This is a genomic window from Rothia sp. 32237D007AR, assembly GCF_053544675.1.
Genome location: NZ_JBPPUO010000011.1, coordinates 63595 through 75329 on the forward strand (window position 1 = coordinate 63595; position 11735 = coordinate 75329).

Below are 11735 nucleotides of genomic sequence, written 5' to 3' on the forward strand. Positions count from 1 at the left end.
GGTGCACTAGAGCTTGAGTGGCTTGTGCGCCTATACGTCTCTTGATGTGGGGAGAACCGGACATCACTGGTCTGCCTTTTTCTTCAGAGTTTCGATGGCCCTTTTGACTGAACGGCCGATGCTGTTTGCAGCTGTCTTGATATCTGATTCGGTAGCTCCGGGGTTCTCGATACGGGCAATTTCAACGAAGGTGTACCCATCGATTAGGTTCAGCTGAAGTCGGCGGCGTACAAGATTCGATACGCCGCCCAGTAGATTGGCCATTTCATTTCGTCGTTCTGCCTGGGATTCAACGAGCGAGATGGTCGTGTAGGTACGACTTTCATGGACTTCGACTTCCCAATCGCTATAGGAGATCACTGGGTTCTTACGTGAGTTCTCATACTGGCGGAACTCCTGGTAGGCCAGCTTCAGATATTCGACTTTCCAGTCCGGAAGCTGCTCTGGGTCATAGAGAACATCAAGAGCTTCCTGATTTTGAGGTGGGTCGACTAGATAAATCCATGCGTGCCCTTGAGCTGAGGGGACGTAGATCTGGGTGAAGGTCTTGTGTCCGCTGCGCTTAGTACGTACTGAGTAAGGCTTGACGGTTTGATTGTTATCTTGAGGGCGGTTGTTCACCGTTGCCTCCGTTTCTCCACCGAAGTGGGGTCACGGAGACTGCTGCGCTAGGCCGTTCTGTTCAGGAGTTCGTTGGGCAAAAAATGAAGGCGGGTACCCGAACCATCAAAAGCACATGGCTGATGAGGGTTCGAGTACCCGCCGGGCCCGACGAGAAGTCTCCTGTATTTTGTATGGTTGAAAAGTAAGGTCCGCAGTTAGCTACGTTGCGGACCAGATGCGACTATTTCCGTCGCGAAGATCGCGTCTGCGACAAAGCCGATGCAGCTATCGATTTGGTCCGGGCACAGCTTCGTCCATCACGAAGCGCAGCTGACGCCTTACGGGCAACCGCACGCGATGTCTGCTTGTTGTTCCGCTTAGCCACTTGAGTCACCTCCTACATGAATCTGAATTTTGTTCGGGGAACTACTACCCCTTTCTGATCAGCGTTACATCTTCGCGTTCGTGAAGATGAAGCCGCCTTTGGCGTAGCGAACCGGTATGATTGCTGTAGATGATTTACAGGCTCTACCGGTCCACTGCTTCAAGTCTCTCGCGTTGGCGAATTTTGAGCGGCTGAGATGCGATGAGATGCGATGAACCGCGATGAGAGGAGGCATTGATGGCTCAAATGACACCGTTCAGCTGCGTAATCTCTGTCGTACGTCCGCTCATGAAAGGCACTAGAAACCTCGGCGAGTTCACAGCCGGGCTCATTGATATGGGGATGAAGGCAAGCCAAGGCCCCAAAGGCGAGCAGACCGCCCTTCAACTTCGGAGCGCCGCATCCTGGAAGGGATATGCAAATGGTTCGTCACCGTTGCCAGCCGACCTTGCCAGTGAGATTGCTAGCCGATGGGATGAGGTCGCCTTTGGAGTCAATGTCATAGGAAATTACGGTGAAACTGCACTTATCAGTCTTGCCGAGAATCTGTATGATTTTGATACCTCCATTAATAAAGGCAATTGCGCCGAAGGTCTCGGTAAACTTCTGTACAACACATTCCTTCAGATAAGTGGTGTACACACAGCAAAGCCGTCTGAAGAAGTTCGTGTGGTAAGGCGCATCGAGCAATCTGGTCAGCCCTACTTCGATACGAAGACTAACCGGATCAGATTCGGTGAGTACTCCAATGCAGCAGCCGCAAGACGCGAGATTCCTGATGAGGTGCAGGATGAAGAGCTCGCGTACATTGCTCCCCTGCTAGAGGCCTATTGCGAGCAGCAATATAAAAATGGTGTTCCTGTGACTGTGGCTGACATCCCTAATCGTCTGGCGAGTCATTTTCAGGATCAGCGAAAGGCGTTTTACAGCGCGGAGTGGCTCCGAGAGACATCATGGAATTGTTTCCACGATGGTCAAGAAGTATTCGAGATTTGGTTGGATAACATGTATGCAGGTGTAAGCGACACCCAACTGCGAGCACATTCTTCAGCTGTTGAACGCTTGCTGGCTACTTTGGAACAGGCTACCCAAGTCCAACTTGACCGTATCCCACTCGCACAGATTGTCGACTTGATCGATGTGTGGGTACGCAAAGGTTCCTGCCATGAGCTCGCAGCTCAAAAGAAGTTGCGGTGGGCCGACTGATGACAATTTCTGTACTCAATTCTCCTTTTGAAGCTGAACTACGAGCGTTAATCTTCCTCTTCCTCCTTGATGAGCCCGTAGATGCTGACTACCTCGGTGCTCTCGATACGCTCACAATTAATCAAAGAACGTTCCTCATCGGATATGACAATCTCAACGGCACCCACCGTTTAGCAGCAGGTGAGTTACTTGCACGCACTGACTTAATGCGTCAAGCGCTGAAGCAGCTTACTCTCAAGCACCTCGCGGCCTTTGATACTTCTGCAGAGCAGTCGGGCTTCCGGATTACCAACCAGGGAGCCAGTGTCGTCAACCGGCTGAGGACTGACTATGCAGAACGATTTTTCACCGCAGCCCTCGACACTATCGAAGTAGCTGGACATGCAAACGCAACGAATCTAATGAAGATTATCAACTCAGTGGAGGCTGCTTTATGACCCCTCACTTTTGGATTAGCTCCGTCACTGTTGCGGGACATCCCTTTAAACCTGATTCCTCAATTAAGTTCTCTCCAGGACTCAATATCATCTGTGGACCATCCAACAGTGGAAAGTCCTGGGTGCTAGACTGCATCGACTATGCCTTTGGTAAAGAAGCCAGCAAGTTCGCCCTCGACGAGAAAAATAGATACACCGAGGTTATACTCAACCTGAGCACATCCGAGGGCCATATCGGTCTCAGACGCCCCATCGGCAAGGGCAACTCAAACGTTGAAGTCACTAGCACCCACCATGGCATCGACTCAGGTATCTACAAGAGTCGACACACAAAGGGTCACCAGTCAGTAGATTCGATTCTGTTACGGCTCATCGGCTACGAGAATCCAGAAAAACTCAAGGTTATCTCGAGCCGTGATTTTAAGACCAAGGCCTTCACATGGCGGACATTCTGGCCAGCCTTTTACGCCGATAAAGACCGGATTCCGAGCAAGTCATCTGTGCTTTTACCAACCCAAGCTACGTCCATTCCTGCAGCTAAGTGCGCGTTGGCTTCTCTAGTAACAGGGCGCGACTATGCGGCGTGGGCGCGAGAAGAATCAACTGATACGAGAAAGCTCAAGAATAATGCAGTCATTGAGTACCTTGAGCAGCAACCAGAAAAGATTACAGCGCGTATCGAATCAATAGAACAGGCTCTGGGTACGAGCGATGAGGAGGAGATAAAGCACCTCGTCAGCAAGATTAGCAACCGCGCCGAACTGGTCCAGCAGCGAATCGATCTAGCGATGGCAGAGGGGCGACGCATCGTCGGCCAGTTACAACAGGTTCGAGGGGATATTGCAGAATCAAGTGCCCTGAGCGCTCGTTACGAGGAACTTGCGGCATCTTACATGGCGCGCATTGAGAGGCTCGATTTCGTCCAACTAGGAAGGCATCTGCTCAGCGAACACCCCGTTGCCCACTCGTGCCCAGTATGTGATAGAGAACTAGACCCAGAATTTCATCCTGATGTGCAGGAGTATAACCCTGCAGAGCGAGACGAGCTGGTTCAGCGTCTTGAGGATCTTAAACATGCACTGCGACAAATGGGCGACGATCGAAAAGCATTACATCTCCAACAGGAGGCACTACAGACGCAGGCTGATCAAATCAACCAACTCATCAAGGGTGAACTACAACCTGAGCTGAACTCCTTGCGTGCAGCTCTAGATAGCCACACTGCTTTGGTAGCTATGCGTACCGAGCGTGAAGAGCTAATATCTCAGCTCGCCAGAATCGCAGAGGAGGTTAAGGAGCGGCGCGAGAGGCAGTTCACAGTAGGAACTTTCAACCCGCTCGGCGAATTCCCCGACGAGTTTTGGACTGCGATGGACACTAATCTGCTCGACACGCTCGGTGCGTGCTCGTTCCCGTCGCTTAATACAGCCACTTTTTCGCGGCAGTTGTTCGATGCAACGATCAACGGTAAGAGCAAAGCCAAGCAAGGAAAGGGTTACCGTTCCTTCGTTAATACTGCTGTGATGCTGGCCCTCCGCGACTACCTCGCCAGCGATGGCGCCAATCATAACCCCGGCCTGTTAATAATCGATACCCCTTTGCTCGGCCTTGATGACCAGCAACTTGATGAGGAGTTAATGGATGTTCGTGAAAAAATCCCTCAATCGCTTTATGAATATCTTATTAACGTCCAAAATGATGGCCAAATCATCATCGCTGACAATACTAAGTTCATGCCAGACCTCGATGTCATCGACAACGATTGCAACATCATACGCTTCACTAGGCGCATCGACCAAGGACGCTTTGGATTTCTTATTGATATGACTGACGAAGACCTTAAAGACCGAGAGGCAGTCGATGACAACTAGCCGCGCCTTCAGCTACAAACCGTTGTGGAAACTCCTCATCGACAAGGACCTCAACAAGAGACAACTTCAAGACATGGCAGGCCTCAGCCCAGCTACCATGGCCAAGCTAGGCAAGGGTGGAAACGTCACAACCGATGTTCTTGTACGTATCTGTGAAACCTTAGACTGCGGCATCTCCGATATTTGCGAAATTGTAGACGCCGAGAAGATTCCTCGTTGATTGAGATACTATCCGTCTTCACAATGACCAATATCCGAAAATGAACTTGCGAAACAGCTATTTGTACGCGTAACTGATTGCGAATGGCAAAATTGAAAGGAACCCTATGGAATTACCTATGGACCAGAGCACTCTGTTTGATCAACTTCATGAGAACATGCAGCAAGTAGAAGATCACGCAGATACTTCGACGGGCAAACTTTACGTAGGCGATGCTCTAGAAACTTTGAGAACACTTGACGCAGACTCGGTGCAGACGGTTATCACTTCTCCACCGTATTGGGGTTTGCGCGATTATGGGGTTGAAGGCCAGATCGGTGCTGAGTCTACTGTTTATGAATATATCGAAAGTCTTGTTAAGGTGTTTCGCGAAACAAAGCGTGTCCTAGCAGATGATGGCGTCCTTTGGGTCAACCTAGGTGATTCTTATACCTCCGGTGGGAGGAAGTGGCGGCAGGCCGATAAGAAGCTCCCAGCGCGAGGAATGGCATATCGACCCGATACACCAGAAGGAATGAAGCCAAAAGATCTCATTGGCGTACCTTGGATGCTCGCATTCGCATTACGCAATGACGGCTGGTTTCTCAGAACCGACATCGTTTGGAACAAGCCGAATGGGAACCCAGAGAGTGTTCGTGATCGCCCTACCAGATCGCATGAATTTATCTTCATGCTGACTCAACAAGAGAAATACTTCTACGATGTGAATGCAACAAAGGAGCCTACCGAGGATGGCAAAAAGCTGCGTCGCCGACGGTCAGTATGGAACATAAACACAGAGCCATTTTCCGAGGCTCATTTTGCAACATTTCCTGCAAAGCTCGTGGAGCCTTGCATCCTTGCTAGTTCGCGTCCCGGAGACACAGTGCTGGATCCCTTCTTCGGTTCAGGCACCGTTGGACAGGTGGCTCTTCAAACTGGGCGTCATTTTGTGGGGATTGAAATTAGCCAGGACTACGCGGAAATCGCCAGATTACGCCTAGCCAAAAAGAATGGTTACGCACTCCCCATTGTTAGTGAACCGTAAAGGTCCAAGTGGCATGAACAATGCATGCGGACTTTACCAGATTTTTCACTTGTAACTTTCGCTCAGTACCGCCATCAAAGTACAAGCTATATAGTTGACCTCCTGACTGATCATATACATGACAATATGCAGGTTTGGGAGATTGTCTACTCTTCTCCATTATTTCAATCGGCCATTCTGCAGCTTGAAGTAACAATGCCTTTGGGATCTCTACTAATTCATAGGTGTAAGTTACACCTCCCGTTGGCTCGGGAACTCGCGGGAAACAGCGCAACGTAAAAATACGTTCATAACGACTCATATGATCAAACATACGTTGCCGTAGGGCCTCGATATCCGCTGCATCTAGCCACGCGCCTTTTCCAAGTTCCATGTACTTTGAGATATGGATCCGGTCTACCTTGATATTCTTATCGGCTTGAGTCTTCAGACTCCAAGGGACACCATCTACCAATACATCTTCACCGGGGTTACCATTCGGAAGTTTAGATGCTTGGTGTCCCGAATCTCGGAGAGCTTGCACCATAGCCCACTCAAATTTGTCCTTGGTTAACGGGATTCCGCTGCCTTGGTTATGGGCAATAAGTTGATCTCCGAATGAAGTGGCAAACCCGTCATCAACAAAGTCGCTATTGGGATTCGTTTCGTATTGTGTTCCTTCACTAAGTGCCAAAACCAACTTATGCACGTGTTGGAGTTGCCTTGAAGATAGTGTGGCCAAGAGCTCAATAAGATCGGAAAGCATACCTCATTCCATCACAATGACTGTGTCGTTATGGAGATCGACACACTTGAAGCAGCGAAAGGTTCATGCAGTTTCGGGCCTTTGCCCGCACTTTGATATGGGAGCTGTAGACCAGACTGCCCCAAAGCAAAGCCATATCTGAGCGCGAAAGTTAGGCTGGTTCAGCCCCCATCTAATCTAGCCTTCTGGAGTCTTACCCACCGAGCTACCCTCAATGATCAAGTCAAACTCGGCCTTTACTTTGAAGCAAAACTCCAGGTTGTTACGGGCGATTGTACTCCTAAGCCCATCTATTTCTGGCTCATTGCTGTATCCATCGTGCCATCTTGTGCGACCCTGCCTGCGGTACGGCTGGTTTTTTGGTGGCGGCTGCTGAGTGGGTGCGTGAGAATCGTGACCCGTTTACGAATGCGAAGCACCGGGAGCATTTCCATGGGGGTATGTTCCACGGGTATGACTTTGATTCGACCATGTTGCGTATTGGGTCGATGAATATGATGTTGCACGGGGTGAATAACCCTGATATTCGCTACCGTGATTCTTTGAGTGAGGGTGCCAGTGAGGACGCCGAGAAGTACTCTTTGATTCTGGCGAATCCGCCGTTTGCGGGGAGCTTGGATTATGAGGCGACCAGTCAGGATTTGTTGAAGGTCGCTAAGACCAAGAAGACTGAGTTGCTGTTTTTGGCTCTGTTTTTGAAGTTGTTGAAGCCTGGTGGGCGGGCTGCGGTGATTGTGCCGGATGGTGTTTTGTTTGGGTCGTCGAAGGCTCATAAGGACGTTCGCCGCGCCTTGGTTGAGGACCAGAAGCTGGACGCTGTGGTGAAGTTACCTTCGGGTGTCTTTAAGCCTTATGCGGGTGTATCGACTGCGATTTTGTTCTTTACGAAGACGAATTCGGGTGGCACTGACGAGGTGTGGTTCTTTGATGTGGAGGCTGATGGGTTCAGCCTGGATGATAAGCGGAACCCGGTGGAGGCTAATGACTTGCCGGAGGTTTTGAAGCGCTGGGCTGAGCGTGATGGGGCTGAGCGTGAGCGGGCCCGCACGGAGCAGTCTTTTACGGTGCCGAAGAGTGAGATTGTGGAGCAGGGCTATGACCTCTCTATTAACCGCTATAAGGAGCTGGTTTTTGAAGAGGTGGTCTACCGCTCCCCTGAGGAGATTATTGCGGAGCTGGAGCAGACCCAGCGCGAAATTGGCGAGCACATTGAGCAGCTGAAGAAGGTGATGGGGCTGTGAGTGAATCAGTAGTTGTTGAACTCGGAGAGCTCGCACCTAAAATACCGTCAGTTAACCCAGCCAGGTTTCCTGATGAGGTTTTCGATTTGTTGAGCATCCCTGCCTATGATGCAGGTGCCCCTCAGGTAGTTTCTGGTTCTGAAATCGGCTCAAATAAGCAACTGGTTGAACCTGGCGATGTAATGATTTCAAAGATCGTCCCCCACATCCGCCGGGTGTGGGTTGTTCCTATGCCATCTGAACAAGGACGTCGCCAGCTGGCTTCTAGCGAGTGGATAGTTTTTCGTACCGACAGAGTGCTAAACCGTTGGCTTCGTTTCTATTTGCTCAGCGATTCCTTTCATGCCCAGTTTATGAATACTGTTGCTGGTGTGGGTGGTTCCTTACTTCGTGCTCGTCCTCAGTTCGTCAAGAAAATCAAGTTGACTATTCCGCCCGTAGCTCAGTAGAAAAAAGAAGCTGAAGTTGAAGAACTTAAGGCTACCATCCAGCTAAAGCGTGAGTGCCAGCAGGAACTTTTCAAAGAGTTGGCCTATTCCTACTTTAGAGCGATCTTCATTTTAGAGGAACTTCCCAAAAAGCCACTCGGAGCAGTCATCGAAGGACTCGAAGGGGGTAAGAATTTAGTTGCAAAAAGCCAAAAGATTTATTCTAAATATAGGGTTCTTAAAATAAGTGCTGTAACAAAGGAAAATTTCTCGTCCTCTGAAACAAAACCGCTCCCCACAGACTACGTTCCTCCAAGTGGGCACTTGGTTAAAAATGGTGATTTACTTATAAGCCGTGCCAACACAACTGAAATGGTTGGCTCTGTTGCTTTTGCCCGAGGAGTAGGAGAAAATATTGCACTCCCTGATAAAATATGGAAATTTATCTGGAAAAAAACCACAGAAGTACTGCCTGAATACATATACTTTCTACTGCAAACACCTGAATACAGGTTAAAAATCCAGCAACTATCTAGCGGCTCAAGCGGATCAATGAAAAACATATCCAAGTCTAAATTACTAAAATTAGATATACCAGTCCCTGATTTCAAACAACAACTACACTTCGCAGACTTATTCCAAAGATTGTCATAAAAATTTAGCAAACCCTTAATTCAAATATATAATCCACTTTATAAGAAAGTTGCATCTCACCACCTTGAGAGAAAATATTCTAAGACCTCAAAATTTGAATGAAATTTTTACTTTCCAAAATAAACTTAAAATTAACTACAGTAATTCCTCTGCTACAAGCGACCTCGACGGCGGAAATATTATAGAAATTACTATTAAAGAACCTACAAAATGTATCAGAAATAATGCAGAGTGTGAATACCCTTGTTCACTATTTAACGAAATCAATCCCAATGACCCGCAGAGGGTTACCCGTGTTATCCATATTCATGAAATAAATAATTTAGCAGCCTTCTACAGCTCTGAAGAAATCAGAAAAAAATACTTACGTCAAGGATACATGAAAGCTGCACTATGCGATTTAATAATTTATATGCTAGAAAGAAGCGAAGAGAGTTCCGAAATAATTGAAATCAGGCTCATAAATAGAGCGAAAGGATTTAACACTAATGGAGAATTAACGCCTATCTCCGCTTACAGCAATATATTCAATTTAACAGACCCTGCAGCCTCTGAAAATTTGTATATGATTTCAACGCCAGAAACAAGGACGTATGACATTGAGTATTATAGGGAATTGCTCTCATCCACACAGGTTAAGCTTGAAAATTAAGCTACCTAAGTGGATTCTGAATAGATAAAGTTTATGGTACGAGATTTGCTATAAATATGATGCTAATGTTGAAAAATATCGGTTGAACTAGACCCCATCCAATTCTCACAGAGTCCAGGAGGAAAATAATATGACTACGCTTAGTGAAATAAAAATTAATCAGTTCGTATTGCTAGAGGGAGGAATTTTCCCTGACGGACTAATTGTTCAGATAACCTCTATTAATCAAGATAAATTCACAGCAGTTGGGCCAGCAGCTGAAACTTACAGCCTTGATTCTAAATATTTTAAATTTTCACTGGTTAATATACCTCGTGATAGTTTGAATTTTAGACAAAATGATCCATCTTATGATTTTATTGCAAGGCAGGGAAAGGAGTCTTTCGAAGAATTAGTCAATATTATACTGCAAGCGTGAGCCTGCGGAACCCCTTATGAATAAGCTTCGAGGTACTAACTATGGCATATTCAAAAGTTCCCTTAGCATCCACAGATATCAAGAAGAGCTATGCCATACAGCTGATATTCCCCCAAGCTAATTTTCGTTTAATAACGCCAGCAAATCAGGTTCCCCGATCACAGCAATCCGCTGACCAGCTTCAATCAAAGAAATAGTTTTAAGTTCCTTACGGTTCTCTCCCAGTAGGGGCGGCATGCTTTCCTCAGCTCCGGCGCCAATCACCAAGACAGTGGTTTTCTTCGTCACCGACTTTGCAATATGGCCACCAGCAGCCTCAATTGCAGCCCAACACTCTTCACGGGTCATAACATCAAGCCCACCCGTCAAGGTAAAAGTCTCCCCTGCTATTCCCTCCGGCGCAGGAGCCACCGGAACAAAAGACGGAACATTATTTCGTCGAACCTTACGAGGCGCCGGAACGCGGTCAGTACGAATCATGCCTGAACTAGTTGGCCCACCCCAAGCGTCCTCAACCGAAGACGCCCCAACAAGCTCAACCAGACGTAAAGCAACCAAAGCCGCCATTAAGGAATCCTCACCAGCCTCATGGTGATGAAGCTGCTCTAGCCCAAAGAACTCAGCTAGAACGTCAAGACGGTGCTGGTCTAGCCCCGCAATCACACCAGTCTTACTCAACCTACGAGACAAGCTCAGTGTGCAATAAAAATCAGGAGCTAACTCATCAATACCTGCAACCTTATTGGCATGATTCCATACGGACCGGTCAAATCCCGAGTTATGAGCGATCACAGGCAGGTCGCCAATGATTTCCTGCATTCTCTGGCGAGTTTCAGCCCAACCCACACCATCAGCTTCGACCATTGCAGCAGTAATACCGTGGATACTCACATTTAAGGGGTGAAAATCAGCAACAGACTCATGAGGCTTCACCAGCCATGAAATAGTCTCCACGACTTGGCCGCCCCTCACAACCGTCAAACCAACTGCACAAGCCGAAGCCCGGCTCGCATTTGCAGTCTCAAAATCAACGGCAACAAAATCTACAGAAGCGTTAGACACAGTACACTAGTCCTTCTTAAGTAAAGCGAATAAGTGGTTTCAAGCCACAGTCAAAGTGGCTACAGAATTGATTCTCGTTGCAAACTCAGAACCAGTGACAGCGAAATTCTGACCTGGAGTTTCATCCATAGTCTTCATCCAGTCCAAGGTCGTCGCCTCTGTAGAGATATCGGTATAGGAGCTAGTTTTAACTTCTTGGCTGTTCCATAACAGGTTACGCGCAACAATTTCGTTCCCGTCATTGGTTACCAACACGACAACAGGAACGTTTAGCCGTTCAATCCGGTGAAAAGTTAGAGCTGCGGACTCTTCAGCAGCAGCAGGAACCACCGTTAGTTCCGCTTCGTCAGGAGAGCTTTTCATGACCGCCTTAACAAATGCCTTACCTTCGACGGTTGTTCTGGCGGCCCGGCTAAATGACGCCGCCAGTTGAGCTCTCTTCATGATTACTTTTTCGGATGCCATTCTCGCCACCTTTCAAACGCTTCACCAATAACGTAGCTACAAGCTTCATCATACGCTTCGTGGCTATCCTCAGCACTATTTAATACTCGAATGCCCCGAGCAGGTAGCTTCTTTTTAGGCCTCAGATAATCACCAACATGGTAGTGGAAGTTCTCGTGAGCTGAGCATGCTCGAATCACATCAACCACACCTTTTAAAGGTGTATGGTAGGCCATTAATCCAACGCTGAAATTTACAACTAAAGGAGGCTTATTCAAAAGTAGACACGCACCCCACACCCACCAACTAGACAACGGCCCCACCCGCGGCAAAAATATGAGC

15 protein-coding genes are annotated in these 11735 nt (G+C 48.0%); 10 read left to right on the top strand and 5 right to left on the bottom strand.

Annotation, left to right across the window (positions count from 1 at the left end; genetic code table 11):
• Positions 1–63: 63 nt before the first annotated feature.
• Complete coding sequence (locus tag ACED87_RS07810) at positions 64–621, bottom strand: hypothetical protein (protein WP_449089847.1); 558 nt, start codon at positions 619–621, stop codon at positions 64–66.
• Positions 622–1225: 604 nt separating this feature from the next.
• On the opposite strand from ACED87_RS07810, the gene ACED87_RS07815 reads away from it, so the two are divergent.
• The 5 genes from ACED87_RS07815 to ACED87_RS07835 all read left to right on the top strand — a co-directional run bounded on the left by ACED87_RS07815 (position 1226) and on the right by ACED87_RS07835 (position 5749).
• Positions 1226–2194 (top strand): ABC-three component system protein, encoded by a 969-nt coding sequence (locus tag ACED87_RS07815; RefSeq protein ID WP_449089848.1) that lies wholly within the window; start codon positions 1226–1228, stop codon positions 2192–2194.
• Positions 2194–2631: an ABC-three component system middle component 2 gene (locus ACED87_RS07820; protein ID WP_449089849.1), complete on the top strand. Its 438-nt coding sequence runs from the start codon at positions 2194–2196 to the stop codon at positions 2629–2631. The genes ACED87_RS07815 and ACED87_RS07820 overlap by 1 nt, the downstream gene beginning before the upstream one ends.
• Positions 2628–4502 carry an AAA family ATPase gene (locus ACED87_RS07825; protein WP_449089850.1) on the top strand — a complete coding sequence of 625 codons (1875 nt, stop codon included), beginning with the start codon at positions 2628–2630 and terminating at the stop codon, positions 4500–4502. Before ACED87_RS07820 ends, ACED87_RS07825 begins: the two co-directional genes overlap by 4 nt.
• Positions 4492–4722: a helix-turn-helix domain-containing protein gene (locus tag ACED87_RS07830; RefSeq protein WP_449089851.1), complete on the top strand. Its 231-nt coding sequence runs from the start codon at positions 4492–4494 to the stop codon at positions 4720–4722. The genes ACED87_RS07825 and ACED87_RS07830 overlap by 11 nt, the downstream gene beginning before the upstream one ends.
• A 106-nt stretch (positions 4723–4828) precedes the next feature.
• On the top strand, positions 4829–5749 hold the full coding sequence (locus ACED87_RS07835) for a DNA-methyltransferase (protein WP_449089852.1): 921 nt from the start codon (positions 4829–4831) through the stop codon (positions 5747–5749).
• Here ACED87_RS07835 and ACED87_RS07840 read toward each other — a convergent pair.
• Positions 5736–6494, bottom strand: coding sequence for a hypothetical protein (locus ACED87_RS07840; RefSeq protein WP_449089853.1), 759 nt, complete (start codon positions 6492–6494; stop codon positions 5736–5738). The two genes, ACED87_RS07835 and ACED87_RS07840, sit on opposite strands and share 14 nt — an antisense overlap.
• 326 nt (positions 6495–6820) lie before the next feature.
• Here ACED87_RS07840 and ACED87_RS07845 point away from each other — a divergent pair, with 326 nt between their 5' ends.
• The 5 genes from ACED87_RS07845 to ACED87_RS07865 all read left to right on the top strand — a co-directional run bounded on the left by ACED87_RS07845 (position 6821) and on the right by ACED87_RS07865 (position 9887).
• Entirely contained in the window at positions 6821–7735 is a 915-nt protein-coding gene (locus ACED87_RS07845; RefSeq protein WP_449089854.1) for an HsdM family class I SAM-dependent methyltransferase, read from the top strand.
• Entirely contained in the window at positions 7732–8184 is a 453-nt protein-coding gene (locus ACED87_RS07850; protein WP_449084019.1) for a hypothetical protein, read from the top strand. Before ACED87_RS07845 ends, ACED87_RS07850 begins: the two co-directional genes overlap by 4 nt.
• 78 nt (positions 8185–8262) lie before the next feature.
• On the top strand, positions 8263–8817 hold the full coding sequence (locus tag ACED87_RS07855) for a restriction endonuclease subunit S (RefSeq protein ID WP_449084021.1): 555 nt from the start codon (positions 8263–8265) through the stop codon (positions 8815–8817).
• Between the two features lie 64 nt (positions 8818–8881).
• Complete coding sequence (locus ACED87_RS07860; protein ID WP_449084023.1) at positions 8882–9469, top strand: hypothetical protein; 588 nt, start codon at positions 8882–8884, stop codon at positions 9467–9469.
• A gap of 130 nt (positions 9470–9599) precedes the next feature.
• Complete coding sequence (locus tag ACED87_RS07865; RefSeq protein ID WP_449084025.1) at positions 9600–9887, top strand: hypothetical protein; 288 nt, start codon at positions 9600–9602, stop codon at positions 9885–9887.
• A 117-nt stretch (positions 9888–10004) separates the two neighbouring features.
• Here ACED87_RS07865 and ACED87_RS07870 read toward each other — a convergent pair whose 3' ends face one another.
• From ACED87_RS07870 to ACED87_RS07880, 3 genes are all read right to left on the bottom strand, one after another.
• Positions 10005–10949: an exonuclease domain-containing protein gene (locus ACED87_RS07870; protein ID WP_449084027.1), complete on the bottom strand. Its 945-nt coding sequence runs from the start codon at positions 10947–10949 to the stop codon at positions 10005–10007.
• Positions 10950–10988: 39 nt separating this feature from the next.
• The gene (locus ACED87_RS07875; protein WP_449084028.1) at positions 10989–11414 is read right to left on the bottom strand and encodes a hypothetical protein; all 426 of its coding nucleotides are present in this window, start codon (positions 11412–11414) and stop codon (positions 10989–10991) included.
• Positions 11396–11735, bottom strand: a 340-nt coding sequence (locus ACED87_RS07880; protein WP_449089855.1) for a hypothetical protein, incomplete at its 5' end; no start/stop codon positions are given. The genes ACED87_RS07875 and ACED87_RS07880, both read right to left, overlap by 19 nt.

Excerpts from the sequence above, each read along its gene's own strand:
- ACED87_RS07875 (WP_449084028.1), bottom strand. The coding sequence starts at position 11,414 with ATGGCATCCGAAAAAGTAATCATGAAGAGAGCTCAACTGGCGGCGTCA.
- ACED87_RS07830 (WP_449089851.1), top strand. The coding sequence starts at position 4,492 with ATGACAACTAGCCGCGCCTTCAGCTACAAACCGTTGTGGAAACTCCTC.
- ACED87_RS07815 (WP_449089848.1), top strand. The coding sequence starts at position 1,226 with ATGGCTCAAATGACACCGTTCAGCTGCGTAATCTCTGTCGTACGTCCG.
- ACED87_RS07840 (WP_449089853.1), bottom strand. The coding sequence starts at position 6,494 with ATGCTTTCCGATCTTATTGAGCTCTTGGCCACACTATCTTCAAGGCAA.
- ACED87_RS07865 (WP_449084025.1), top strand. The coding sequence starts at position 9,600 with ATGACTACGCTTAGTGAAATAAAAATTAATCAGTTCGTATTGCTAGAG.
- ACED87_RS07825 (WP_449089850.1), top strand. The coding sequence starts at position 2,628 with ATGACCCCTCACTTTTGGATTAGCTCCGTCACTGTTGCGGGACATCCC.
- ACED87_RS07820 (WP_449089849.1), top strand. The coding sequence starts at position 2,194 with ATGACAATTTCTGTACTCAATTCTCCTTTTGAAGCTGAACTACGAGCG.
- ACED87_RS07835 (WP_449089852.1), top strand. The coding sequence starts at position 4,829 with ATGGAATTACCTATGGACCAGAGCACTCTGTTTGATCAACTTCATGAG.